The sequence below is a fragment of the Kitasatospora sp. NPDC001119 genome (genome assembly GCF_053598475.1).
The window spans coordinates 1-24,189 of sequence record NZ_JBSFKI010000046.1; the positions used below are offsets into that span (position 1 = coordinate 1).

At 73.6% G+C, this 24,189-nt stretch carries 22 protein-coding genes; 6 read left to right on the forward strand and 16 right to left on the reverse strand.

The genetic code is table 11. From position 1 onward, the window contains the following. Positions 1 to 519 precede the first annotated feature (519 nt). The 7 genes from ACWDD9_RS37225 to ACWDD9_RS37255 form a co-directional block, all read right to left on the reverse strand. Positions 520 to 1,509: a phospholipase gene (locus tag ACWDD9_RS37225; RefSeq protein ID WP_449814027.1), complete on the reverse strand. Its 990-nt coding sequence runs from the start codon at positions 1,507 to 1,509 to the stop codon at positions 520 to 522. A 146-nt stretch (positions 1,510 to 1,655) separates the two neighbouring features. After that, positions 1,656 to 3,026 carry a (5-formylfuran-3-yl)methyl phosphate synthase gene (locus tag ACWDD9_RS37230; RefSeq protein ID WP_449814028.1) on the reverse strand — a complete coding sequence of 457 codons (1,371 nt, stop codon included), beginning with the start codon at positions 3,024 to 3,026 and terminating at the stop codon, positions 1,656 to 1,658. A gap of 215 nt (positions 3,027 to 3,241) precedes the next feature. After that, positions 3,242 to 3,832 (reverse strand): hypothetical protein, encoded by a 591-nt coding sequence (locus tag ACWDD9_RS37235; protein ID WP_449814029.1) that lies wholly within the window; start codon positions 3,830 to 3,832, stop codon positions 3,242 to 3,244. Further along, a complete protein-coding gene (locus ACWDD9_RS37240) occupies positions 3,829 to 5,229 on the reverse strand; it encodes a hypothetical protein (RefSeq protein ID WP_449814030.1) in 1,401 nt (466 codons plus the stop codon). Before ACWDD9_RS37240 ends, ACWDD9_RS37235 begins: the two co-directional genes overlap by 4 nt. After that, positions 5,226 to 6,035: an ABC transporter ATP-binding protein gene (locus ACWDD9_RS37245; protein ID WP_107418869.1), complete on the reverse strand. Its 810-nt coding sequence runs from the start codon at positions 6,033 to 6,035 to the stop codon at positions 5,226 to 5,228. Before ACWDD9_RS37245 ends, ACWDD9_RS37240 begins: the two co-directional genes overlap by 4 nt. Before the next feature lie 41 nt (positions 6,036 to 6,076). Continuing rightward, the gene (locus tag ACWDD9_RS37250; protein WP_380741420.1) at positions 6,077 to 6,904 is read right to left on the reverse strand and encodes a zf-HC2 domain-containing protein; all 828 of its coding nucleotides are present in this window, start codon (positions 6,902 to 6,904) and stop codon (positions 6,077 to 6,079) included. Next, positions 6,901 to 7,461, reverse strand: coding sequence for an RNA polymerase sigma factor (locus ACWDD9_RS37255; RefSeq protein ID WP_181970890.1), 561 nt, complete (start codon positions 7,459 to 7,461; stop codon positions 6,901 to 6,903). The genes ACWDD9_RS37250 and ACWDD9_RS37255 overlap by 4 nt, the downstream gene beginning before the upstream one ends. 144 nt (positions 7,462 to 7,605) lie before the next feature. On the opposite strand from ACWDD9_RS37255, the gene ACWDD9_RS37260 reads away from it, so the two are divergent. The 3 genes from ACWDD9_RS37260 to ACWDD9_RS37270 all read left to right on the forward strand — a co-directional run bounded on the left by ACWDD9_RS37260 (position 7,606) and on the right by ACWDD9_RS37270 (position 10,672). Next, positions 7,606 to 8,184: a TetR/AcrR family transcriptional regulator gene (locus tag ACWDD9_RS37260; RefSeq protein ID WP_049650856.1), complete on the forward strand. Its 579-nt coding sequence runs from the start codon at positions 7,606 to 7,608 to the stop codon at positions 8,182 to 8,184. Between the two features lie 227 nt (positions 8,185 to 8,411). Next, on the forward strand, positions 8,412 to 9,449 hold the full coding sequence (locus ACWDD9_RS37265) for an agmatine deiminase family protein (protein WP_049650855.1): 1,038 nt from the start codon (positions 8,412 to 8,414) through the stop codon (positions 9,447 to 9,449). A 59-nt stretch (positions 9,450 to 9,508) separates the two neighbouring features. Continuing rightward, positions 9,509 to 10,672, forward strand: a complete 1,164-nt coding sequence (locus tag ACWDD9_RS37270; protein ID WP_074004639.1) for an agmatine deiminase family protein — start codon at positions 9,509 to 9,511, stop codon at positions 10,670 to 10,672. 87 nt (positions 10,673 to 10,759) lie between these two features. Here the strand turns inward: ACWDD9_RS37270 and ACWDD9_RS37275 are convergent, their stop codons facing one another. After that, positions 10,760 to 11,938: an agmatine deiminase family protein gene (locus tag ACWDD9_RS37275; RefSeq protein ID WP_449814031.1), complete on the reverse strand. Its 1,179-nt coding sequence runs from the start codon at positions 11,936 to 11,938 to the stop codon at positions 10,760 to 10,762. A gap of 142 nt (positions 11,939 to 12,080) precedes the next feature. Between ACWDD9_RS37275 and ACWDD9_RS37280 the strand changes: the two genes are divergently transcribed. Next, positions 12,081 to 12,737 carry a TetR/AcrR family transcriptional regulator gene (locus ACWDD9_RS37280; RefSeq protein ID WP_158077750.1) on the forward strand — a complete coding sequence of 219 codons (657 nt, stop codon included), beginning with the start codon at positions 12,081 to 12,083 and terminating at the stop codon, positions 12,735 to 12,737. A gap of 23 nt (positions 12,738 to 12,760) precedes the next feature. On the opposite strand, the gene ACWDD9_RS37285 is transcribed toward ACWDD9_RS37280, so the two are convergent. The 8 genes from ACWDD9_RS37285 to ACWDD9_RS37320 all read right to left on the reverse strand — a co-directional run bounded on the left by ACWDD9_RS37285 (position 12,761) and on the right by ACWDD9_RS37320 (position 21,409). After that, on the reverse strand, positions 12,761 to 13,942 hold the full coding sequence (locus tag ACWDD9_RS37285; protein WP_449814032.1) for an agmatine deiminase family protein: 1,182 nt from the start codon (positions 13,940 to 13,942) through the stop codon (positions 12,761 to 12,763). Positions 13,943 to 14,056: 114 nt separating this feature from the next. After that, positions 14,057 to 14,980: a DUF4436 family protein gene (locus tag ACWDD9_RS37290; RefSeq protein ID WP_449814033.1), complete on the reverse strand. Its 924-nt coding sequence runs from the start codon at positions 14,978 to 14,980 to the stop codon at positions 14,057 to 14,059. Positions 14,981 to 15,102: 122 nt separating this feature from the next. After that, entirely contained in the window at positions 15,103 to 15,900 is a 798-nt protein-coding gene (locus tag ACWDD9_RS37295; RefSeq protein ID WP_049650845.1) for an ABC transporter ATP-binding protein, read from the reverse strand. Then, positions 15,893 to 16,840 (reverse strand): ABC transporter ATP-binding protein, encoded by a 948-nt coding sequence (locus ACWDD9_RS37300; protein WP_074004680.1) that lies wholly within the window; start codon positions 16,838 to 16,840, stop codon positions 15,893 to 15,895. The genes ACWDD9_RS37295 and ACWDD9_RS37300 overlap by 8 nt, the downstream gene beginning before the upstream one ends. Positions 16,841 to 16,916: 76 nt before the next feature. Continuing rightward, positions 16,917 to 17,771 (reverse strand): ABC transporter permease, encoded by an 855-nt coding sequence (locus ACWDD9_RS37305; protein ID WP_375875354.1) that lies wholly within the window; start codon positions 17,769 to 17,771, stop codon positions 16,917 to 16,919. Continuing rightward, complete coding sequence (locus tag ACWDD9_RS37310) at positions 17,768 to 18,727, reverse strand: ABC transporter permease (protein ID WP_079272556.1); 960 nt, start codon at positions 18,725 to 18,727, stop codon at positions 17,768 to 17,770. The genes ACWDD9_RS37305 and ACWDD9_RS37310 overlap by 4 nt, the downstream gene beginning before the upstream one ends. Further along, complete coding sequence (locus ACWDD9_RS37315; protein ID WP_449814034.1) at positions 18,724 to 20,373, reverse strand: ABC transporter substrate-binding protein; 1,650 nt, start codon at positions 20,371 to 20,373, stop codon at positions 18,724 to 18,726. The genes ACWDD9_RS37310 and ACWDD9_RS37315 overlap by 4 nt, the downstream gene beginning before the upstream one ends. 31 nt (positions 20,374 to 20,404) lie before the next feature. After that, positions 20,405 to 21,409, reverse strand: coding sequence for an agmatine deiminase family protein (locus ACWDD9_RS37320; protein ID WP_241853060.1), 1,005 nt, complete (start codon positions 21,407 to 21,409; stop codon positions 20,405 to 20,407). Between the two features lie 256 nt (positions 21,410 to 21,665). On the opposite strand from ACWDD9_RS37320, the gene ACWDD9_RS37325 reads away from it, so the two are divergent. Next, positions 21,666 to 22,241 (forward strand): TetR/AcrR family transcriptional regulator, encoded by a 576-nt coding sequence (locus tag ACWDD9_RS37325; RefSeq protein WP_049650842.1) that lies wholly within the window; start codon positions 21,666 to 21,668, stop codon positions 22,239 to 22,241. A 206-nt stretch (positions 22,242 to 22,447) separates the two neighbouring features. Beyond that, positions 22,448 to 24,187, forward strand: a complete 1,740-nt coding sequence (locus ACWDD9_RS37330; protein ID WP_449814035.1) for a serine/threonine-protein kinase — start codon at positions 22,448 to 22,450, stop codon at positions 24,185 to 24,187. Positions 24,188 to 24,189: the final 2 nt, after the last annotated feature.

Sequence of the window (24,189 nt, forward strand, 5' to 3'; positions counted from 1 at the left end):
TTTGGCACGCTGTTGAGTTCTCAAGGAACGGACGCTTCCTTCGGACCGCCTTCCAGCGGACCCTCCGGGCTTCGTTCTTTCGTGTTTCCAGCTTACCAGATGCTTTCCGCTCCGTTTACCGGCGCTTTCTGCTTCCGACTCGCTGTTGTCTTCCAGCGCTTGGCGCCCTGTCCGACGTTTCAAACACTAGCCGACCTCCACTTCGAAAAGCGAATCCGGCCGCAATCCGATAAAACGAACACGCCATATACAGACTGGGCCGCACCTGCGCATGACAGATTCGCCCCAGCCCGAGCCGGGAAGTGTTGGTTCAGAGGATTGGCCACCCCGGGACCGTCCGCGTTGACACGTGTCCGGTGCTCCCAGTCGAGCGACTGGGAGACCCTACCCCTCCCCGGCCCCCGAGACAAATGCCCTGTCCGGACGGCCCCGGTCCCTCCTTCTCCGCTCTCTCCCGCGGGCTCCGGGTCGGCGCCCGCGGGAGAGAGGCCGGGCCCCCTACCCGCGACGAACGGTCGCCTACCTGAACAGGCGGTCGCCGCTGGTAGCCATGCGGTGGGTCCCGCTGTGGCGGTTCACCCAGTCCCGGACGAGGTTGACGGCGTTGGCGCACTGCCAGCTGTTGTCGTACTCGCGCACCCCGGTGAAGGCGCCGTAGCCGGCGATGATGCCGTCCACCTGGGCGTCGCCGAGGAGCTTGTCGACGTACCACGGGTCGTTGTAGGTGGTCGTCCAGGACAGGGTGGCCGCGAGTCGTCCGGTGGACCGGTCGGCGGCTCCCTTCTTCAGTTCCGCGCAGGTGTTGTAGGTGGCCTCCGTGCAGTTGCCGAAGCCCTTGGTGATGTCGCTGTCGCCGTAGTCCATCGCCCGGCGGCCGGCCGGGAAGCCGGAGCCGGACCGGTTGAAGGCGCTGTTCACCTGGTCGCGGGTGCCGGTCGTGGTGATGCCCTCCAGCGGGCCGAGCCTGCCCTCCAGGCTCTTCCAGCCCCGGCCGCCGACGTCCGGGGTGCTGCCGCCGTGGTACTCGTAGAAGCCGTAGAGCACCTGGATGCCGGCGGCCGTCAGCCGCTGGGCCTTGTCGCGCAGTCCGGCGACGCTGCAGGTGCGGTTCGGCTCCTCGCCGCAGTAGTTGGGGTCCTTGATGTCCAGCCAGACCAGCGACAGCCGGCGGCCCGCGTTGGCGTTGGAGAGGATGCGGTCGAGCATGCTGTCGAAGCTGGGGCCGAGCCGGTTCTCGCCGGCCGAGGAACAGTCGTGGTAGGCGCGCCACTCGTTCGGGTTCCACCAGGCGCAGACGTCGATCTCGATGGCGTTGGCGCCGTGGTTGATCGCGGCGTCCACGCCGTCCAGGGTGTCGACCCGGTGCGCGATGGCGTAGATCGGGTGACGCTGGTCGGCGGCGGCCGCCGGGGTGGTGCCGAGCGCGGTGACGCCGACGATCCCGGACAGCGCCGCCGTCAGGGCCGACAGCGTCCGCAGGTGGGCACCGCGCCTGTGGTGAGTGGTCAAGAGGTGCTCCTTCTCGCTGGTGCTCGAAGTCGTCCGTACTCACGCGTGCTCGGATCTACTCGGACGTACTCGGACAACCGATATCACCGACTCCGCGTCGCCGTACGGTGAATGAGCGATACCTGCGGTCTCGCGGGCGCCACCGCTCAGCCGAGCGGCGCCAGTACCCCGTAGGCGTCGGAGGAGTACGCGGCGAGGTCGGGGTGGCGCTTGAGCAGGCCCGCCAGGTCGTCGAGCGCCCCGGGCTGCTCCGTCATCCGCCGCGGCAGCACCAGCCGGCCGCCCTGCTCCGGCGGGACCAGGCCGCCCACCAGGGCGCGGCGCACGGTCCGCTCGTGCCGGGTACCACGGCCGGTGCCGCCGTACGGGTCGCGGGCCAGGGCGCTGACGCCACCGCGGGCGGAGAGCTGGTCGAGCTCCGGGACGAGCCGCCAGACCTGCTGGGCGTGGTGGCTCTGCACCGACCCGGCCAGGTTCGCCTCCAGGCCGTGGGCGTGGCACAGCTCCACGAGGAACCGGATCTCCTCCAGCGAGAGGATGCCGGCCCTGGCCAGACCGTGCCGGTCGGTGTCGTGGCGGTCGAGGTCGGCGAGCTCCGGGCTGCCGGCGGTGGAGACCAGTCCGATCCGGGCGACCTTCAGCAGGATGCTGGTGTCCACCATGATCGCGTCGGCGCCGGCCGCCGCGCTGGCCTCGACCATCGCGCGGATCGCCTCCCGATCGGTGCGACGGGCCGTCGTGAGTCCGTAACCCGCGTGGGAGAACGGCTCGTTGACGGCCACGAAACCGCCGGTCGTGCCCGCCGGCAGGGCGCCGGAGGCCCTCAGCTCGGCCGGCTCCGGCCGCCGGCCGCCGAACAGCGGCTCGCCGTGCGGGTCGAGCAGTGCGTCCGCGTACTCGGCGAGGTCGAACGCCCCGGGCGTGGACGGCTCGCACGGGTAGTACTCCCGCAGGCCCACCAGGGCGCGCCGCACCTGCGGGAGCGTCTTGCGGGCGTCCCACAGGTCGAGGTCCTGGGCGAACAGGACGGACATCACCCGGGTCTGCGACAGCCGGTCGGTCCGGCGCAGCGTCGCCGTGATCTCGCCGAGCACGTCGGCCAGTTCACCGGTCCGCATGCCGTCCAGACCGACCTTGACGATCCCGCAGGGATGCACCCGGGTGCCCATCGCCAGGGCGACGCCGAGGGCGGCCTGGGCCGCCTTGCCGACCTGCTCGTACGCCGACTTGGGCAGGGCCAGACCGTTCTCCGCGCGCCGGTACAGCAGCTGGTCCTCGCCGATGTTGGTGCTCAGCTGGACCGGGAGGTCCCGCCGGGCGGCCAGCACCGCGTCCGCGATGTCCATGATCCGGCGCGGTTTGATCGTGCCGAGCGCGCTGCGCGGGTCCTCGCTGTCGATGATCCGCGCGCCGCCGAGGACCGCCTCCCGCGCCTCCTGCGGGTCGAAGACGCTGACCAGCAGCCGTCGATCCGCCCCGACCTCGCCGGGTATGCCGGGCATTCCGATGGTCGACACCGTTCCCCCTCCGAGAACTGACTGTTCGTTCGGGGGTCAGTCTTGACCGCAAGAGGTGCCCCACCGACCGATCGGCGACCGATCCTCACTCGAAGGAGTGAGATCACTTGACAGCAGGGTGGCCAGGCGGCGATGCCGCCCCGGCACGCGGCCGGTCCGCGGGCGCCTCCGGATGCTCCGTCGGCGCCCACGGGCCCGTCACCGTCGCGGGCCCGTCACCGTCGCGGGCCGGCCACGGCGTACAGCGCGCCGCCGGTCACCAGCAGGGCCACCGCGGTCCAGGTGGACACCCCCGTCCCGGCCGGACAGGTCATCCAGCCGATCGCCTTCCCCACGGTGGTGGGCGGCAGCGGGGGGACGAGGATGGTGAAGCCGAGCCAGCCGATCGGCAGGATCCAGGCGAGGTGCGCTCCGCAGAGCACCGCCCCGAGCGCGGCCAGGCCGGCCAGGCCCGCGGTGTCCCGGAGGACGACCTCGGTGGGGGCGAACCTCGGCCCCGCGGCCTGCACCGCCAGCACCGCGGCGCCGACGACCACGCCGATCAACAGCGCGTGCGCCGCCCGGCGGGGCGCCCACCGGATCGCGGCCGTCAGGTCCAGTGCGGAGTCCTGCCCGCCGAGCCCGACGGAGCCGGCCGCCACGCCCGCGGCGAGCACGAAGTACACGATCGGGTTGATCGCGTCCGCCTCCACCGCGCCCGTGCCGCCACCCCGGTTGAAGGCCCACACCACCAGGGCGGTGAGCGCGACCGCGGCCGCCGACGTGGGCACCTGCCGTGAACGCGCGTACAGCGTCAGCCACCTCACTGCGACACCTCCCCGGCCAGCACCGGAATCTGGTCCTGCCGCGCGCAGGACAGGGAGGCGGCGTGCAGCGCGACGATCCGCGAGCGCTGCTCCGCCGGCGGCAGTGCCGTCAGCTTCTGCCACGCGGTGTCGGCCGCCGCCCAGGTCTCGACCTCGTACGCGGTGGTGCCCTTCGGCGCCAGCGGCTGGAGCTGGGGGTCGTGGAGCGCCCAGCTCACGGCGATGCTCTGGGCGGGGATGGCGACGTGCCCGCCGCCCTCCTTGTCGTTGTCCGGGTAGCAGCTCGGTGCCAGGCCCTTGGCGATCAGCGCGCGGGTCAGCTGCTCGCCCGTCGCGTCGGCGAGCAGCCGTTCGCTGAAGTCGACCAGCAGCACGTCCGCGGAGAGTTCGCGCGCCTCGGCGAGCTCGTGCAGCGCGGTGTCCTCCCGTACCGAGGTCGGCGCCCGGTCACCCAGGACCTCGTGCAGCACGCGCAGCGCGTCCTTGCTGCGCTGGGTGAGCTCGGCCAGGTGGGAACGGCTCGCCTGGGTCACGCACACCGGCCCGTCGCACACCAGCGTCGCGGCGGCCTTGTCGACGACGTAGACGTCGCGTGCGGCGGACGGGAGGACCAGCAGGGCCAGGGCCAGGCCGGCCAGGGCGGGAGTCACCGCGAGCAGCCGGGCCCGCCGGGTCGCGGCCGCCAGCAGCGCGACGCCGGTGGCGAGCAGGCCGAGCAGCCAGAACGTCTGGCCGAGGTGGACGGAGCCGGCCAGGGTCAGCAGCATCTGCCGCGGCTCCGGGGTCGCCGGCGACAGCAGGGCGAACCGGTTCGCCACCCGGCCCGTCGGTACCGCCCCTTCGTTGTTCATCCGCAGGAACAGGCCCGTCCCCACGAAGACGATCACCACCAAGGCCGGCGGGGTGAGGACGGAGGGCAGCGCCCGCGCGACGCCCATGCCGAACACGGCGCCCGCGACCAGGGCCAGTGCCGCCACCAGTGAGATCGGCAGCCAGCCGAGAGGGGTGTAGGTGGTCGGACCGGACGCCACCTGGACTCCGCCCACCAGGACCAGCAGGCCGAAGCCCGCCGCCAGCGCGAGCCCGATCGCACCGGCCGGCAGCGCCGCACGGCGCCAGGCCGGCCGCGGCGTGGTCGTCAGCAGCTCGGTCATCCGCGAGCGGGGTTCGCGGAGCCCGTACACCGCCCCGACGCCGATCACGAAGGGCCACCAGAAGGTCAGCAGGGACCGGGTCCAGAACGCCATGGTGGTCCACTGGGCCGTCCACCCCGCGGTGCCGTGCCACCAGAACGCGTCGAACGGGAGGAAGACCGCCAGGCTGCCGCCCAGGACGACGACTCCGGCCCAGGGGGCGGCCGAGCGCTTCAGCTCGGTTCGCAGCACGCGTGCGTTCACCAGGCGCTCCCCTGCTGGCCGGAGGTGCGGAGCAGCGCCGAGTAGCCGCGCTCCAGGGGGCTGTCGCCGGGGTGCTCGGCGCTGCCCGCCGCGCCCAGTTCGTCCGGCGTGCCCTGGAAGACGAGGCGGCCGTCGGCGAAGAGCACCACGTCGGAGCAGGCGGCCGCGACGTCCTCGACCAGGTGGGTGGAGACGACCACGCAGGTGTCGCGGCCCAGGTCGGTCAGCAGTTCGCGGAAGCGCAGCCGCTGGGCCGGGTCGAGGCCGGCCGTCGGCTCGTCCAGCAGCAGCACCGCCGGGGAGTTGACGATGGCCTGGGCGATGCCGGCCCGCCGCACCATGCCGCCGGACAGGGTCTTCATCCGGTGGTCGGCGCGGTCCGCCAGGCCCACCCGTTCGACGGCGCGCTGGACGGCGTCGGGGACGTCCCGCTTCGGGACCTCCTTCAGCCAGGCCATGTACTCGACGAACTCGCGTACGGTGAACCGCTTGTAGTAGCCGAAGTCCTGCGGCAGGTAGCCGATGCGGCGGCGCAGGGCCCGGTGGTCGCCCACCCTGCCGAGGGAGGTGCCGAGCATCTCCAGCTCGCCCTCGGTGGGGCGCAGCACGGTGGCCAGCGTTCGGATCAGGGTGGTCTTGCCCGCTCCGTTGGGCCCGAGGAGGCCGTGGGCACCGATGCCCAGCGAGAGGTCGAGGCCGTCGACGGCCATCTTGCTCCGTCCGACGCGGACCTTCAGGCCGCTGGCCCGGATCTCCCAGGGGTAGGTCTTCGGCGCGGTGTCGGCCGCGCTCGCCGTATACGTCATGCGATGGTCCCTTTCGAGGACGGACAGGGTGGACATGGGTTTCACAGCGTCGAGTACGTGTCCCGGCGGGCGATCACGGCGCAGACGCCGAGCGCGAGGAGCAGTCCCCAGACGGGCAACTGGTCGCGTTGCAGGGCCAGTTGGAGGAAGGCGGGGACCCTGCCGGTGATCGAGGTGGGGGCCACGACGACGAGGCCCCACCCGGCCGCCAGCCCGAGGGCGGCGCGGGTCACCCCGACCACGCTGCCCAGTGCCAGGGCGGTGGAGGTGAAGGCCAGGGAGGGCAGCAGCCACTGCGCGGCCGTCGTGCTCCCGGTCAGCCATCCCCCCAGCAGGAGGACGGGCAGGACCACCACGAGGACCGAGGTGGTGCGCCTGAGCAGCAGGGGCAGGCCGGCCCGGGCGGTGGAGGCGGTGAGTTCGTGGGCCGGGTCCAGGCCGCTGGACCAGGACGCGGCGACGCCGCACAGCGGCAGCACCGGCGCGATCAGCGACACCGGTGAGGAGCTGCCGAAGACCTCCGCCGGGGCGGCCGCGTCGAGCAGCAGCGCCACCAGGGTGACGACGGCGGTCATGGCCAGCCACGGGGTCATGGCCGGCGTCAGCCAGGACGACACCCACCTCGGCCGGCGCCACCGCGGGGGCACCGCGCCCACCGCGTCCAACCGCGGTTCCAGGCCGGCCCGGACGGTGTCGACGAGCGCGGCGATGTCGGGTGCCCCGGTGGCGACGGAGGCCGCCAGCAGGCTCCGGCAGGGCGCGCACGTCTCCAGGTGGGCCTCCAGCGCCCAGACCGTGTCCGCCGCCATCGTCGTGACGCCACGTGCGTAGTCGTCGATCAACTGCCTGGTCGCGTGTTCCCCACTCATGCCAGCGCCTCCCGCATCGCGATCCGGGCCCGACGGGCACGGGTCTTGACCGTGCCTTCGGGCAGTCTGAGCAGGACGGCGGTCTCCCGGACGGAGAGCCCGTCGAGCACCGTGGCCTGCAGTACCTCTCGGAGTTCCGGCGCCAGCCGGCGCAGGGCGTCGCCGACGTCGCCGCCGACGGTGCCGGCGAGCGCCTCCTCCTCCGCCGCGGGCACCACCGCGCGCTCGGCGGCGGCGACCGGCGGTTCGGCGTGGTGGGCCCGGCGCCGGAACGCGTCGACGAGGCGGCGCGCCGCGATCGTCCACAGCCAGCCGACGGCCGTCCCGCCGACCGCGCTCCCGGCGAACGCGCCGGCGGCGCGCCAGACCGCGAGGTAGGTCTCCTGCATGACTTCGGCGACGATCTGCTCGTCCGCGCAGCGGCGGCGCAGCCGTACGGCGAGCCAGGGCGACGTCCGCCGGTACAGCTCGTCGAAGGCCCCGCGGTCGCCCTTGGCCACCAGCCGGAGGAGGCGTTCCTCGTCCAGGTCGTCCAGTGTTCTCCTGCGTGATCTCACACCAGCCAGACGCCCGATGCGGCGTGCAGGTTCTTCCCTGGAGGTGACCTGCGTCACATCCGGGCGGAATCGGCCGGCCTTCGCTGACCGGCCTTTCAGCAACCGCACGGGGCCGGCGCCCGCGCCCCGGTAAGGTGGTGGATCGTGGCCAGTCGTAAAACGTCGATCTTGGAAGCAGCGGCGCGGGTGATCGCGCGACGCGGGGTGCGCGGGCTGCGGGTGGAGGAGCTCGCCGCCGAGGCGGGTGTGTCCACCGCGCTGATCTACTACCACTTCAAGGACCGGACGGGGATCCTCCGGCAGACGATGGAGTTCATCAACGACCGGGCGGAGCGGTACACGACCGAGCGCGCCGAGGACGCCCCGCCGCTGACGCCCCGCGAGGAGCTGGAGCAGACCCTGCTGCTGGAGCTCCAGGACACCGCCGAGGTGCGGGAGAACAGCACCGCCTGGGGCGAGCTGCGGGCGAGCGCGGTGTTCGACGAGACGCTGCGCGAGGACCTGGCGCGGGCCACCCGGATCTGGGTGCAGGAGGTCGCCGAACTGCTCGGCACCGTACGGCCGATGTCCTCGGCGGTCGCGCTGGCCGGGGCGGCGGAGCGGCTGACCGCGCTGCTGGAGGGGCTGAGCACGCGCTGGCTGAGCGGCAGCCTGCCACTGGCGCACGCCCGCACGCTCATGGCCGACGCGGTCGACGCCGAGGTGGCCCGGCTCGGGTCCTGATCCGTACGGACCGCACGGGGGACCTCACGCTGCGCACGGAGCCCGTCAAGGATGCGTTAGGGCATGACCGCGAGTTTGACTGACTTTTCAGTCAGTGCGAGCCTGAACCCGCGGCAGGGTGCTGCCGCCCGTCCGTCCCCACGTGCGCCGCCCCGGCGCGGCGCGAAGAGTGGAGTCGGCGGCCCCCGGCACCCCTCCCGGCACCGTCGCACGATCTGGAGGCCCTCATGACCCACTACCGCGATGACCGCTCCACCGAGCCCTACCCCTGGGTGCCGGCGGACGACGTCCCGCACGCGCGGACCTGGATGTCCTGGCCCTCCCGCCGGGGCGTGTGGGGACTGCGGCTGGGCGGCGTCCAGGAGGACATCGCCCTGATCGCCCGCACGATCGCCGAGTTCGAGCCGGTGGTGATGTGCGCCCCCGACGACTGGACGGCGGGCAAGGCCCAGTCCTGGTGCGGCTCCGGAGTGGAGGTGATCACCGCGATCCCCACCGACGACCTGTGGATGCGCGACACCGCGCCGGTGTTCCGCCGGGACGGGTACGGCGGTCTGGACGCCGTGGTCCTCAACTTCAACGGCTGGGGCAACAAGCAGGTGCACCACGACGACGCCCGGGTCGCCGAGCTCGTCGCCACCCGCCGCGGCCTGCGCCACACCTTCGCGGACTTCGTCGGCGAGGGCGGCGCGATCGAGACCGACGGCGACGGCACCGTGATGGCCACCGAGAGCAGCCTGGTGAACAAGAACCGCAACCGCGGCATGAGCCGGGACGAGATCGAGGAGGCCGTCCTGGAGGCCTACGGCGCCGACACGATGATCTGGCTGCCCGGGATCAAGGGCCAGGACATCACCGACGACCACGTGGACGTCACCTCCCGGTTCGTCCGCCCCGGCACGGTGATGGTGCAGCTGCCGCCGGCCGACCGCAACGACGCCTGGGCCCGGGACGCCCGCGAGCAGTTCGCGATCCTCTCCGCCGCCACCGACGCCCGGGGGCGCCGCCTGCAGGTCGTCCCGGTGCACGGCCCGGACACCGTCCGCTCCCGCAGCTCCAAGTTCGTCGACTCCTACCTCAACTTCCACGTCGTCAACGGGGGCGTCATCACCGCCCAGTTCGGCGACGCGTACAAGGACGCCGCCGCCCGGGACGCGCTCGCCGCGGCCTTCCCCGGCCGTGAGGTGGTGCAGATCGACGTCGACCGCCTGATGGCCGGGGGCGGCGGCATCCACTGCTCGACCATGCACGAACCGCTGCCGTAACCCGGCCGCCCCGCGCACTCTCCTCCACCACCACCCAGACCCTCAGCTGGAGTTCCCGCATGACCAACGCCCTGTCCCGCCGTACCCTGATCCGCAGGCTCGCCGGCGTCGGCGCCGGAGTCGGCGCCCTCACCCTCGGCCTCACCGCCTGCGACCCCAACGACCTGAAGGACCTCGACGGCGCCGTACCGCCCACGCGGCCCGGCGGCACCCCCGGCGTGCGCCGCTTCGGCGCCGAGTGGGACAAGCACCTGCGCACGGTGATGTCCTGGCCCGCCTCCGAGAACGTCTGGGGCGACCAGCTCGCGGACGTCCGCCGGGACGTCGCCGGCCTGGCCCAGGCCATCGCCGCCCGCGAACCCGTCGTCCTGATGGCCCGGCCCGAACAGGCGGACGCCGCCCGGAAGGCCTGCGGCTCGGCGGTCGAAGTCGTCCCGATCGCAGTCGACGACCTGTGGGCCCGGGACACCCTGCCGGTGTTCGTCGAGGAGGGCGGCACGGTCAAGGGCGTCGACTTCAACTTCAACGGCTGGGGCGGCAAGCAGCAGCGCGGCAACGACTCCAAGGTCGCCCGGACGGTGCTGGCCAAGTACGGCGTCGAGCGGATCGAGACCCGGCTGGTCGCCGAGGGCGGCTCCTTCGAGACCGACGGCCAGGGCACCCTGATGGTCACCGAGAGCTCCGTCGTCAACGACAACCGCAACCCGGGCATGAGCCGGGACGCGGTCGAGGCCGAGCTGAAGAAGGTCCTCGGCGTGACCAAGGTGATCTGGCTGGCGGGCGTCAAGGGCAAGGACATCACCGACGCCCACGTCGACTGCCTGACCCGCTTCGTCGCCCCCGGCGTGGTCCTACTCGACCAGGCCTTCCCCGGCACCCCGGCGGACGTCTGGTCCCGCTCGGCCGACCAGGCCCGCTCCGTCCTGAAGGACGCCACCGACGCGACCGGCCGGAAGCTCCAGGTGGTGGAGCTCCAGCAGCCCGATCCCGACAAGATCACCGGGCGCGGCGACGCCTTCGTCTCCTCGTACATGAACTTCTACATCGGCACCAAGGGCGTCTACCTGCCGAAGTTCGGCGACGCCAGGGCCGACGACCGGGCCCAGCAGCTCATGAAGCAGTACTTCCCGGGCCGCGAGATCGTGCCGGTCAAGATCGACGCGATCGCGGCCGGCGGTGGCGGCATCCACTGCGCCACCCACGACATCCCCGCCCTGGGCTGACCGGACCGGCCGGGCCGGGGGCGACCCCGGGCCGGCCTCCGTTCGGGGCCGGGTCCGGTCGGCGGGCCGGACCCGGCCCCGGCGGGTTCACACCGCGGGCTGCTGCTGGGTGACGCAGTGGATCCCGCCGCCGCCCGCCCCGAGGGAGTCGATGTTGAGCTGCTCGACGGTGCGGCCGGGGAACAGCCGGGCGAGGGCCGTCCTGGCGGCGCTGTCGGCCTTGGTGTCGCCGAACTGCGCCGCGATCACCGCGTTGTTGCACAGGTAGTAGTTGGCGTAGGAGCCGACGAAGTTGGGGTCGGTCGAGCGGATCAGGTTGTAGTCGGGCCCCTGGATCCGGCTGACCGCGAACGGGGTGCCCTGGGCCCCGGTGGTGGTGGTCAGGATCCGGTACTGCTGCCGTGCGTCGTTCGACCAGGCGTCGGTGTCGCTCGCCAGCGGCATCTGGACCACGGCCGTCCCCGCGTCGAGGAAGCGGGAGGTGGCGTCCACGTGGTCGTCGGTGATGTCCTGGCCGGCCACACCGTTGAACCAGATCACCGTGCTGGCGCCGTAGGCCGCGCACATCGCGCTCTCGACCGCGGCCTGGGACATGCCGGGGTTGCGGTTGGCGTTGAGGATGCTGCTCCGGGTGGCCATCAGCGTGCCGGCCGCGTCGGTCTCGATGGCGCCGCCCTCGGCGACCAGCCCGGCGGCGGTGAACGGCAGGCCGAGGTAGGCGGCGACGCGCCCGGCGACCAGGGCGTCGTTGCCGTGCGGGTTCTGGTGGTTGCCCCAGCCGTTGAAGTTGAGGCCGATCGTGTCGAGGCCGCCGGCGCCGTCGGTGCGGAAGACCGGACCGGTGTCGCGCATCCAGCAGTCGTCGACCGGGATGTCCCCGATGACGGTGACGGCCGAACCGCACATCGAGCGCGCCTTGGCGACGCTCGCCGGGTTGGCGCACATGGTCACCGGCTCGTACTTCGCGATGGTCTTCGCGATCAGGGCGATGTTCGCCTGGACACCGCCGAGCTTGTTCCGCCAGATGGTGCTGCTGTCCGGCCAGGCCATCCAGGTGCGGGTGTGCCGGACGGTGTCCAGTGGCACCCGGAGGCCGGCGGCGACGGCCGGGCCCGCGGCGACGGTGCGGGGTTGCGCGGCCCGGGCCTGCCCACCGCTCGCCGCGGTCAGCGCGGTGCCCGCGACGGCGAGCCCGGCGGCCGTCAGGAACCGGCGTCGGCCGAGCCCTCCGTCGATCGCCGGATGGGATCTGAAGCTGCCCTCCATCACTACCTCCCTGTCAAAGTGCGCTGCCTGTCCGGCAGTTGACCGAAAAGGTAAAACTGACCAAGCGCTCGGTCAATACTTTGCGCAGAGATCGGTGCCGATGCGCCCCTGCCGCTCCCCCGCAGTCGTTACAGTGGCGGCCATGGCGACACAGGCGACGGGCGCAGCCCCGCGTACGGCCCCCGGCCCCGGCGGCACCGGCCGGGCGCGCGCTTCCGCCAAGGGCGAGCAGACCCGGGCCCGGCTGATCGCCGCGGCCCGCACCCTGCTCGCCGGCGACGGCGCGGGGCGGTTCACCACCCGCAACGTGGCCGCGCTGTGCGGGGTCTCGCACGGGATGTGCCACTACCACTTCGCGGACCGCACCGACCTGATCGTCGCGGTGGTCGAGGACATCCGGCCCGAGTGGATCACGCCGCTGGAGGAGGCGGTCGCCGGCCCCGGCGGCTACGCCGAACGCTCCGAGCGGGTCCTGGCACTGCTCACCCGGCCCGAGAGCCCCGACCTCGCCCGGCTGCACGCGGCCCTGCACTGGCTCGCCCTCAACGACGAACGCGTCCGCGCCAGCCTGGAGGCCGAGTACGCGCGCTGGCGCTCCTCCTTCGTCGGCCTGTTCCGCTGCCTGCTGGACGAGCGCGGCGACGGCGCCGACCCGGTACCGCTCGGCGAGGCCTTCGCCGCCGCCGTGGACGGGCTCGCCGCCATCGGGTCGCTGGACGGGACGGTGGACGCCGAGCGGGTGCTGCGGACGCTGCTGGACTCGCTCTCCTCCGCCGCCGCCCGGCCGTCCGGCGCCTGACGGTCCCACTATCTGACCCCGCGTCACCCGGTGGACCCGGGTGCGACGGGCTGCTGCTGGGTGGCGCAGTGGATGCCCCCGCCGCCGGCGGCGATGTGATTGATGCCGACCTGGGTGACCTTGCGCCCCGGGTGGAGGTCGCCGATGATGCCGGCCGCCCGGTCGTCGGTGGCCTGGTCGCCGAAGCGCGGGACGATGACGCCGCCGTTGCAGACGTAGTAGTTGATGTAGGTGGCGAGGAAGTCCTTGCCCGCGCCCTGGATCAGGGTGACGTCGGGCTCGGGCAGGTCGACCACGGTGAGCGTGCGGCCCTTGGCGTCGGTCTCGGACTGGAGCACCTGGACGGCCTGCGCGGAGGCGGTGGTCCAGACGTCCGGCGGGGTGTCGGCGGCGGGCCGGTGCAGCACCACGGTGCCCGGCTCGGCGAAGCGGGCGAGGGCGTCGACGTGGCAGTCGGTGATGTCCTGCCCGGCGACGCCCTTGAACCAGATCACCTTCTCGACGCCGAGCAGGCCCTTGAGGCTCGCCTCGATCTCGTCGCGGGACTTGCCGGGGTTGCGGTTGTCGTTGACCCAGGAGCTCTCGGTGGCCATCAGGGTGCCCTCGCCGTCCACCTCGATGCCGCCGCCCTCCCCGGTGACCGGCGCCTGGACGCGGGTGATGCCGTAGTGGTCCAGGAGGTAGCGGGCGACCAGGGCGTCGTTGGCGTGGGTCTGCTTGCCGCCCCAGCCGTTGAAGTTGAAGTCGACCCCGGCGAGCCCCTTCGGGCCCGTGACGAAGGTCGGGCCGGTGTCCCGGGCCCACAGGTCGTCGACCTTCAGTTCCAGCACCTCGACCGAGGAGCCGCAGGCCTGCCGGGCCTGGTCGGCCTGGTCGGGGCGGGCCAGCAGGACGACCGGCTCGAAGCCGGCGATGGCCTGGGCCAGCCCGGCGATGTCCTGCCGGACGGCCGGCAGTTGGTCGCCCCACACCTCCTCCAGTGCCGGCCAGGCCATGAAGGTGCGGGTGTGCGGGCCGGACTCGGCCGGCATGGCCCACCCGCCGGCCGCCGGACTCCCCGACCCGGCCGCCCCCGAGGCCGGACCGCTCTGACCGGACCGCTCCCCCGATCCGCTGTCGGAGGAGCAGCCACCGGTCAGGGCCAGCGCGGCGAGCGCGGCCCCGGACTGCAGGAGTGAACGGCGGGACGGCCGGGGGTGAGCCATGGGGCCTCGTTCCGGTTGGGGTCGGGTTCGGCTCCGCAGGCTACTGATCGGAAGGTCAGATTCCGGCGCGGCACGCACCCGCCGTTCGGGGGAATCCGCTCACACCGCCTCGGCTCACACTGCCTCGGTCACCGCCTCCCGCTCGCGGCGCAGCCGGTGCTCGGTGCGGATGCCGGACCAGGCGGTGCAGGCCAGGCTGGCGGCGATGAGGCCCTCGGCCCAGAAGAACGCCACGTAGTCGATCAGGGATCCGATCGGCGGCGCCCCGGGGGCCGCGTTGCGCATGCCGATCAGGGCGAACAGGCTCGCCGCCATCCAGCCCAGGGAGGGCCAGACCAGCCCCTCGCGCTTGCGGTACAGCACCTCGGCGGCGCCGAGGACGGCCAGGGCGATGGCCCACATGGCCGCGATCATGAACCAGGAGAGGATGAAGGTGCTGCGGGACCGGGTGATCCGCGCGTCCAGGGTCACGGCGCCGGAGTTCGCGGTGGTGGCCTGCGGGCGCAGTACGAAGAACGGGTCGGTGTCGGTGAGGACCAGGCCGACGGGCACGGCCGCGCCCCCGCTGGTGGCGGTGAAGCCGGCCTCGGCGCGGTAGCGGTCGAACGGGTAGTCCGTCTTGGTACCGTCGTACGTCCCCACCTGGACGAGCTGGGACGCCGCGGCCTCCCCCTCGGCCGCCCGGATGGTCACCTTGGGGGTGCCGGTGACGGTGATCTCGACGGGGCGGGCGAAGGTCTGGGAGTCCGGCCCGGCGGCGAACCTGCCGTGCGGGACGGGGGTGACGTAGAGGGTCAGCTGCTGGGCGGTCGGGTCCACGTCCTGGGCGGTGACGTCCAGTTCGATCCAGTCGGGCGTCGCGGGGACGGCCAGCTCCCTGGTCTGTTCGCGAGTGTCGCGCTCGTTGAGGTACAGCCCGATGCCCGACCCGCAGAGGGTGACGACCACCGCCAGGACGGCGGCGAACCGCCAACGGCGGCGGGGGGATCGGTGCGCGGCCCGGTCGGTCGCGCTGGTGTCGTCGGTGGTGACCTGCACGGTCGTCCTTCCTGCGGCGGTGGCGCCGGGCCGGCAGGGTCACTGCCGCCCGCCGTCGCCCGCCGGTGTTGCTCGGTCGCTCCGGCCCGGCAGGTCCCACCACCTGCCGGGCCGGAGCCGTCTTACAAGGCGCGGCGCGCGGCGGCGATCCGGTCGGGATCCCAGCCGGGCCGGGGGACGGACTCCAGCAGCAGCCGGGTGTAGGCGTGCTGCGGGGAGTCCAGGACGTGGGCGGTGGGGCCGGATTCGACGATCCGTCCGTGGCGCATCACGACGACCTCGTCGGTGACGCAGCGGACGACGCCGAGGTCGTGGGTGATGAACAGGTAGCCGATGCCGGTCCGTTCGCGGATGTCGGCGAGCAGGTTGAGGACCTGCGCCTGCACGGAGACGTCCAGCGCGGCGACCGCCTCGTCCAGCACCAGGACGGCCGGCTGGACGGCCAACGCCCGTGCGATGGCGACGCGTTGGCGCTGGCCGCCGGAGAGCTGCCGGGGCAGCGCGTCGGCCGCCCGACTGCCGAGGCCGACCTGGTCGAGGAGTTCGCGGATCCGGGCCGCGTGGTCGGTGCCGGGGAAGTGCAGCCGCAGGGTCTCGCGGAGCACGGCCTCGACGCTGGTGCGCGGGTCCAGGGAGAGGTACGGGTCCTGGAAGACCATCTGGACCTCACGGGCGCGGGCCAGCCGCCCGGCCCTCCCCCGCACCCGGCCGGCGCGGGCCCGGCCCCGGACGGCGACCCGCCCCTCGTCGGCCTGTTCGAGGCCGACGACGATCCGGGCGGTGGTCGTCTTGCCGGAGCCGGACTCGCCCACGATGCCGAGCGATCCGCCGGCCGGGAGGGTGAAGGAGACGTCGTCCACCGCCCGTACGGTGCCGAAGGTCCGGCACAGTCCGGTGACCTCCAGTACGGCCTCAGGCATCGGCGCGGCTCCCTTCGAGCGGGTGGTGGCAGGCGACCGGGCCCGGCGCCGGGGTCTCCTCGCGGCACAGGGCGGTCGCCCGGGGGCACCGGGGGGCGAACGCGCAGCCCGTCAACTCCTCGCGCAGGTCCGGTGGTTGGCCGTCGATGGCGGCGAGTCGGCCGCTCCCGGAGTCCAGCCCCGGGGTGGCGGCCAGCAGCGCGGCGGTGTAGGGGTGGCGGGGCCGGGCGAAGAGCGCCTCGGCGGGGCCGCTCTCGACGATCCGCCCGGCGTACATGACGTGGACCCGGTCGCTGATGGCGGCGGCGAGACCGAGGTCGTGGGTGACGAACAGCAGGCCGGTGCCGAAGCGTTGGCGCAGCCGGTCGAGGAGCGCGACCACCTCGGCCTGGCTGGTGACGTCGAGCGCGGTGGTGGGCTCGTCGGCGAGCAGCAGGACCGGGTCGCCCATCAGCGCGGCGGCGATCATGACGCGTTGGAGCATGCCGCCGGACAGCTGGCCGGGGTAGCGGCGCAGCAGTTCCGGGCCGAGGCCCACGGCGTCGAGCAGTTCGACCGCGCGCCGCTCGGCGTCCTCCCGGCTCGTCCGGCCGCCGAGGCGGACGCCCTCGGTGAGGAAGTCGCCGACGCGGCGCAGCGGGTTGATCGCGGCCCTGGGGTCCTGGAAGACCATGGCGGCCCGGCCGGTGCGCAGGGCGCGCAGCCGGTCGGGGCCCATCGTCAGGACGTCCTCGCCGTCGACCAGGACGCTGCCCTCGGCGGTGGCGCCGGGCGGCAGCAGGCCGAGGGCGCTGCGGGAGGTGAGGCTCTTGCCGGAGCCGGACTCGCCGACCAGGGCCACGGTCTCCCCGGGGCCCACGGCGAGGTCGACCCCGTCGAGGACGGGCCGGGCGGTGCCGGGCAGGCGGAGCCGCAGGCCCCGGATGTCGAGGGCGTTCACGCGGTCCTCCGGTTCGGGGCTGCGCCGGTTCGTCGGGTCCCCCGGTTCGTCGTTCTCCGGTTCGTCGTTCTCCGGCTCATCGGCTCCTCCGGGCGACGCGGTCGGCCCAGCGCTCGCCGACGACGTTGAACGCGACGACGGTGAGCACGAGGAGGACGCACGGCAGGATCGCGGAGAGCGGGTAGCCGTGCTGGATCGCCGTCTGGCCGTCGAAGACCATCCGCCCCCAGTCGGGGGTGAGCGCGGGGACGCCGAGGCCGAGGAAGGAGAGGCCGGCGAGGTCCATGAGGGCGTAGCCGAAGTTGATGGTGGACTGCGCCAGGACGATCGGGGCGATGTTGGGCAGGACGTGCCGCAGGCAGATCTGCGCGGCGGAGTGGCCCTGGACCTGGTACGCGGCGACGTAGGGCCGTTCGCGTTCGGCCAGCACCAGGGAGCGGGTCAGCCGCGAGACGTACGGCAGGTAGGCGATCGCGAGGGCGACGACGGGGGCGAGGAGGCCCTCCCCGTACACCGAGACGATCAGGATGGCGAGCAGCATGCCGGGGAAGGCGAAGACCAGTTCGGTGCCGCGGGAGAGGACGGAGTCGAGCCAGCCGCCCCGCCAGCCGGCGACCAGGCCGACCAGGACGCCGGCGACGGTGGAGAAGGCGACCACGCCGAGCGGGCCGAGCAGGGAGGTGCGGGCGCCGAGCAGGAGCCGGGAGAGGGTGTCGCGGCCGGCGGCGTCGACGCCGAGCAGGTGGTCGGGCGAGGGGCCGGCGAGGGCGTTGCCGAGGTCGACGGCGTTCGGGTCGTCCGGCGCGATCCAGGGGGCGAGCAGGGCGGCGAGCACGACCAGGGCGACAAGGCCGAGGCAGGCCAGGTGGAGCGGGGCGCGGGCGGCCCTGAGGCGGCCGAGGCCGGGCCGGCGGGTGAGGGCGACACTCATGCGTCGGCCCTCCTCGAACCGAGGGCGACCCGGGGGTCGACCAGCGGGTGGAGCAGGTCGACGACCAGGTTCACGGTCATGAACAGGGCGACGATCAGCAGCGAGATGGCCTGGACGGTGGGGAAGTCCTTGGTGGTGGTGGACAGTTCGAGGAGCTGGCCGATGCCGCCGATGCTGAACGCGGACTCCACCAGGATCGTGCAGACCAGCAGGGTGGAGACGATCAGGCCGCCGGTGGTCAGCACGGTGCCCAGCGAGTTGCGGAACACGTGGCGGCGGATCACCTCGCGCTCGGGCACGCCGCGGCTGCGGGCGACGGCGACGTGCTCGCCCTCCAGGGCGTCCAGCATCGCCGAGCGGGTGACCCGGGCGAGCATCCCGATCAGGTACAGCGCGAGGGCGACCGCCGGCAGGGTGAGGTGCCACAGCAGGTCGCCGAAGCCGTCGCCGGTGCCGCTGGTCGGGAACCAGCCCAGCTTGACCGCGAACAGGCCCTGCAGCAGGACGGCCGCGACGAAGGAGGGGGTGCCGACCGCGAGCGTGGTGGAGAGCAGGACCGCCGAGTCGGTCGCGCCGCCGCGCACCGCGCCGATCCAGCCGAGGGCCAGGCCGAGGACGGCGACCACGAGCAGGGCCATGACCACCAGGGTCAGGGTGGCGGGCAGCCGGTCGGCGAGCAGCCGGGACACGTCGGTGCGGTAGGTGATGGAGCGTCCGAAGTCGCCCTGCAGCACCTGGCCGAGCCAGCGGAAGTACCGCACCAGGAACGGGTCGTCGAGGTGGTACTGCTCGTTGATCGCCTGCAGGGCGGCCGGGGAGGCCGACCGGCCGGACAGCAGGAAGCTCGCCGGGTTGCCCGGTGCCAGGTACATCGCGCCGAAGACCACGAAGGACGCGCCGAGCAGGGTGGCGGCCATCTCGGCCAGCCGCCGGGCGGCGAATCTCAGGAAGTTCACCGGGCGGCCCCCACGTCGGCGGCCCACGGGTAGTACATGTACGAGATGGTGGTGGGGGCGCCGGTGACGCGCTTGTTGAGGAAGACGGAGGTGGGCCACTCGGCGACCGGGATCCACAGCAGCCGCTCGGAGGCGGTCTGCTGGAGACTGGCCTCGATCGCGCCGCGCCTGGCCGGGTCGTACTCGGCGGTGGCCTGGTCGACGAGGTCGTCGTAGGCCTTGTCGCTGAAGCCGGCGTAGTTCTGGTAGGCGCCGGTCCGGAAGTTGGCGAGCAGGTCGAGCGGGTCGGTGACGGAGTCGTAGTACGTCTCCGGGAACAGGTCGATGCCCTCGCGCGCCTTGGCGTCGGTGAACAGCGCGGTGAAGGCGTTCGGGGCGATCGTCTTCAGCTGGACGTTCAGGCCGATCTTCGCTCCGGCGGCCTGGACGGCGGTGGCGAGCAGCGAGACGTCCTGGCCGATGGTGCTGGTGGCGACGGTGAGCGTCCTGCCCTCGGCGCCGGCCTCCTTGACCAGGGCCTTGGCCCGGTCGATGTCCGGGGCGGTGGGGGTGAGGTGGTCGAAGGCCGCCTTCCGGACGTCCTCGGGGGCGCCGGCCCAGGCGGCCCTGGTGGTGAGGGAGCCGGTGACGGTGCCGGCGCCGGCCAGGCCGGTCCGGACGAAGCCGGAGCGGTCCAGGGCCAGCGAGAGCGCCTGGCGGACCCGCAGGTCGCCGAGCGGGCCGTTCATGCTGGTCACGTTGAGGTTGACGGTGCTCAGGCCCTCGCCGAAGTAGAGCGTGCCCGGGCCCTCGCGCTTCAGCCGGTCGTAGCTCTCGGTGGGGATCAGGTAGCCGCCGTCGACGTCGCCGGTGAGCATCGCGTTGGTGCGGGCGGACGCGTCGGTGAGGAAGCTGAACACGACCTTCTTCGACTTGGCCTTGGCGCCCCAGTAGCCGTCGAAGCGCTGGAGCTCGATCGACTGGCCCTTGGCCCAGGTGCCCAGCATGAAGGGGCCGGTGCAGTCGAGGCCGCCGCTGGTGCCGTAGTCCTTGCCCGCGGCCTCCACCCCCGCCTTGGCGGCGACGACGCCGGCGGCGGTCGCCATGTACTGCGGGAACTGGGAGTCGGGCTGCTTGAGCTTGACGGTGACCTGGAGCGGGCCGGTCCTGGTGACGGACTCGACGTTCTGGAACACCTGCGCCCAGGCCGCCGCGTTGTCCGGGTTCATCTGCCGGCCGAGGCTGAAGACGACGTCGTCGGCGGTCATCACCGTGCCGTCGTGGAAGTGGACGCCCGAGCGCAGGTCGTAGACCCAGGTCGCCGGGTCGGGGTTGGAGGCCTTCTCGGCCAGGCCGGGGGCCAGGGTGAGCTGGGGGGTCCAGCGCATCAGGCTCTCGCAGACGTTGGAGAGCACCGTGTTCTGCGGGTAGTCGAAGGCCTGGAGGTAGTCCAGGGTGGGCGGCTCGGCGTAGGTGGCCCAGGTGAACGAGTCGAGCTCGCCCTTGGCGGGCGGGGTGTCGGCGGAGAGCCGGACCGCCGCCTGGTCGGCGCCGCCGCGGGGCGGGCCGGAGCAGGCGGCGACCAGGGCCGCCGCCGAGAGCAGGGCGGTGGCGAGGACGAGCCGGCCGCGGGCTCCGGCGCCCCTCGCGGGCGCGGTGGGAGTCATGAGGGTGGGGTCTCCGTTCGCTGGCGAGGGGTCAGGCGTGGGCGGCCGGGATCTGCTGGGTGATGCAGTGGACGCCGCCGCCGCCGTAGGCGATCACGCGGGCGCGCACGCCGACGACCTTCCGGTCCGGGTAGGCGGCGGCGAGCACGGCCAGGGCGCCCGCGTCCTCGGGGTGGTCGGCGACCGGCACGACGACGCCGCCGTTGGCGAGGTAGAAGTTCAGGTAGCCGACCTCGACCTCGCGGTCGTCGACCTCGACGAAGGCGGCCTGCGGCAGGTCGACGATCTCGAAGGGCCGGCCCTGGGCGTCCGTGGAGTGCTCCAGCACGGCGCGGTTGGCCCGCATCCGGGCGTGGTCCGGGTGCGCGGGGTCGGCCGGGAGCTGCACCACGACCTTGCCGGGGGCGACGAACGCGCAGACGCCGTCCACGTGCCCGTCGGTCTCGGTGTCCAGCGCCCCGCCGTACGGCAGCCAGACCACCTTGGTGACGCCGAGGCGCGCCTTCAGTTCGGCCTCGATCTCCTGCCGGGTCATCTCCGGGTTGCGGTTGGGGTGCAGCAGGCACTGCTCGGTGGTGATCAGCGTGCCCTCGCCGTCGACGGTGATCGCGCCGCCCTCGAGGATCATCTCGGAGCGGATCGCCGGGGTGCCGAGGTGCTCCAGCAGCAGGCCGCTGATCCGGTCGTCGGCGTCCCAGGGGCTGTGCTTGCGGCCCCAGGCGTTGAAGCGGAAGTCCACGCCGGCCCGGCGGCCGTCCCCGTCGAGGACGAAGATCGGCGCGGAGTCGCGGAACCAGGAGTCGTCCGTCGGCAGCTCGACCACGGTGATGCCCTCGCCGCACCGGGCCCGGGCCTCCTCGCCGTGGCCGGGCGGCGCCACCATGGTGACCGGTTCGAACTGCGCGATGGCGCGGGCGACGGCCGCGTACTCGCCCTTCACCTCGTCGAGGGTGTCGCCCCACAGGTCCGGGCGGACGGGCCAGGCCATCAGGCAGCCCTCGTGCTCGGTCCACTCCGCGGGCATTCGGTACGTCACGGGAAACCTCTTCTGTTCGGGCCCCTCCGGGCGCGGCGCGGTGCGCCGGGCAGCGACGTGGCCGTCGGTGGTGTCCGGGAGGGGGTGGGGGTCTACGGGGCGCTCCCTGGCTGATGCGGGAGGCATGGGGGTTGCCCCGCATCCTCTACCGTACTGAAAATTCAGTCAAGACTTGGAGGCAAAGCTGATGGAAACCCCTGAAACGATCATCAGGAACCTGTCTGACCAGCCGGGAAGCCCGGTAGAGTGGGCGCCCATGTCGGACCGTCGGACGGAAATACTCAAGGCCGCGACCCGGGTGATCGCCCGGCGCGGCGTACGCGGACTGCGCGTGGGCGAACTCGCCGCCGAGGCCGGGGTGTCCACCTCGCTGATCTACTACCACTTCACCGACCGGGCCGGGATCCTCCGGGAGACGCTGGCGCACATCAGCGACCGCGCGGACCACTACACCGCCGACGAGGAGCCCGCCCCGGCCCGCGCCGAGAGCCCCCGGGCCGACCTCGAACGCGTACTGCTCCGGGAACTCCAGGACAGCCCGGACGTCCGGGAGAACAGCACCGCCTGGGGCGAGTTGAGAGCCACCGCGGTCTTCGAACCGCACCTGCGCGAGGACCTGGCGCGGACCACCCACACCTGGGTGCACGACATCGCCGAACTGCTCGCCCGGGCCGATCCGTGCGGGACCGCCCCGGCGCACGCGGCCGCCGCCGAACGACTCACCGCCCTCGTCGAGGGCCTGAGCGTGCGCTGGCTGAGCGGCTCGCTGCCGCTCGACCACGCCCGCCGGCTGCTGTGCGGGGCCGTCGAGGCGGAGCTGGCGCGCGACTAGCCGGGCCACCGCGGGCGGACCGTTCCCGTCGGGCTCCCGCGTCGGACACCCCTCGCCGGGGCCGATTCGGCCGATCCTGATAAAACCTCTAAACTCTGCGGCGCCGTGCGTGCCGTACGTGCCGCGTGTGCCGTACGCCCGTTTCCGGCCCGTCCGGCCTGTCCGGCCCCCGTGCCGCCCCCTGACCGCCGAGAGAGGCAGCCCGCATGTCCGCTGACCGGTCCCCCTTCGCCCTCCAGCCGGTCTTCCAGGAGCTGGCCGACGACGACCCGCGCGAGGTCGGCGGCCACCTGCTGGCCGCCCGGCTCGGCGCCGGCGGCATGGGCCGGGTCTACCTCTCGTACACCCCCGGCGGCCGGCCGGTGGCGCTCAAGGTGGTGCGGCCCGAACTGGCCGGGGACCCGGAGTTCCGGGCCCGGTTCGCCCAGGAGGTGGCCAGCGCCCGGCGCATCCACGGGCTGTACACGGCCCAGGTGGTCGACGCGGGCGTGGACGCCGCCACCCCCTGGCTGGCCACCACCTACGTGCCGGGCCCCTCGCTCCAGGAGGTGGTGCAGCGCCACGGCCCGCTCCCGGAACGGACCGTCCTGCTGCTGATGGCCGGCATCGCCGAGGCGCTCCAGGCGATCCACGCCACCGGGGTGGTCCACCGGGACCTCAAACCCGGCAACGTGCTGATCGCCTCCGACGGCCCCCGGGTGATCGACTTCGGCATCGCCCGCGCGGCCGACGCCAGCGCGCTGACCGGCACCGGCCTGCGGATCGGCTCGCCCGCCTACATGGCGCCCGAGCAGGCCGTGGGCCGGGCCGCGACCCCGGCCACCGACGTGTACGCGCTGGGCGCCCTGGCCGTCCACGTCGCCGGCGGCGCTCCGCCGTTCGGGGACGGCCCGGACCCGGCGGCGCTCTACCGGACCGTCCACGAGGAGCCCGACCTCGGCCGGGTCCCGGAGAGCCTGCGCGCGCTGCTGCTGCGGTGCCTGGCCAAGCGGCCCGAGGACCGTCCGACCACCGCCGAGGTGATCGCCGCCGCCCGGAGCCACCCGGCCGTGGGCGGGCAGCTCAGGTTCGGCGACGACTGGCTGCCGCACCCGCTGACCAGCCAGATCACCCGGCACGCCGAGCTGCCGCGGGTGCCGGCCGAGGGGCCCGGGGCCGCCGGGCCCGGGTGGGACTCGGCGCGTACGGTCCTCGCCCCGACCACCCCGCCGACGCCGACGGTGCTCGCGCCGGCGCCTGCGACCGGAGCCGCCCCGGCACCCGCCGGGCCGCTGCCCGCCGGGTCGCAGGTGTCGGCAGGCCGTCAGGCCCCGCGCGCGGGCGGCCGCAGACGCGCCCTCGGGCGCACCGCGCTGACCGCCGCCGTCGCCCTGGCCGTCGGCGCCGCCGCCGCGACGGCCCTGCTGCTCGACGACCAGGAGTCGGGGGAGGCCTCGGCCGCCGAGGCCCCGGTGTCCGGTGCCGCCGAGCCCGGCGCCCCGACCGCCGCCCCGACGCCCGCCGGGTCGCCGTCGCCCACCCGGTCCGTCCCCGTCGCGCCGGGCGCCGCACCGCCGTCCGCCCCCGCCCCCGAGTACGCCCCGGCCTACCGCGCGGTCGAGCTGACCTCGTCGGACGCCGGTTACGAGTTCGACCTCGCCACCGGCACCGTGGTCCCGACCGACAGCGCGACCTGGTACGTCGGCCGCGGCGAGGGCGAGTTCCTGGTGCCGGAGAACGCCGACTCCTTCATCGGCCGGGACGCCGGACTGGGCCCGGCCGAGTGCCTCAAGGGCCTCGGCAGCCGCCCGGCCGGGCGGATCCCGTTCGCCGCCGTCGGGCCGCGCGGCGCCTTCTGCGTCCGGTCCGCGGACGGCCGGGACCTCGCGGTCGTCCGCGTGCTGTCGACCGCCGGCCCGGACGGGCCGGTCCGGGTGTCCCTGGACCACTACCGCCGCAACGGCTGAGA

Coding starts and splice junctions, on each gene's coding strand:
- ACWDD9_RS37245 (WP_107418869.1), bottom strand. CDS start 6,035: ATGACGTATACGGCGAGCGCGGCCGACACCGCGCCGAAGACCTACCCC.
- ACWDD9_RS37250 (WP_380741420.1), bottom strand. CDS start 6,904: ATGAGTGGGGAACACGCGACCAGGCAGTTGATCGACGACTACGCACGT.
- ACWDD9_RS37265 (WP_049650855.1), top strand. CDS start 8,412: ATGACCCACTACCGCGATGACCGCTCCACCGAGCCCTACCCCTGGGTG.
- ACWDD9_RS37270 (WP_074004639.1), top strand. CDS start 9,509: ATGACCAACGCCCTGTCCCGCCGTACCCTGATCCGCAGGCTCGCCGGC.
- ACWDD9_RS37275 (WP_449814031.1), bottom strand. CDS start 11,938: ATGGAGGGCAGCTTCAGATCCCATCCGGCGATCGACGGAGGGCTCGGC.
- ACWDD9_RS37280 (WP_158077750.1), top strand. CDS start 12,081: ATGGCGACACAGGCGACGGGCGCAGCCCCGCGTACGGCCCCCGGCCCC.
- ACWDD9_RS37285 (WP_449814032.1), bottom strand. CDS start 13,942: ATGGCTCACCCCCGGCCGTCCCGCCGTTCACTCCTGCAGTCCGGGGCC.
- ACWDD9_RS37295 (WP_049650845.1), bottom strand. CDS start 15,900: ATGCCTGAGGCCGTACTGGAGGTCACCGGACTGTGCCGGACCTTCGGC.
- ACWDD9_RS37305 (WP_375875354.1), bottom strand. CDS start 17,771: ATGAGTGTCGCCCTCACCCGCCGGCCCGGCCTCGGCCGCCTCAGGGCC.
- ACWDD9_RS37315 (WP_449814034.1), bottom strand. CDS start 20,373: ATGACTCCCACCGCGCCCGCGAGGGGCGCCGGAGCCCGCGGCCGGCTC.
- ACWDD9_RS37325 (WP_049650842.1), top strand. CDS start 21,666: ATGTCGGACCGTCGGACGGAAATACTCAAGGCCGCGACCCGGGTGATC.
- ACWDD9_RS37330 (WP_449814035.1), top strand. CDS start 22,448: ATGTCCGCTGACCGGTCCCCCTTCGCCCTCCAGCCGGTCTTCCAGGAG.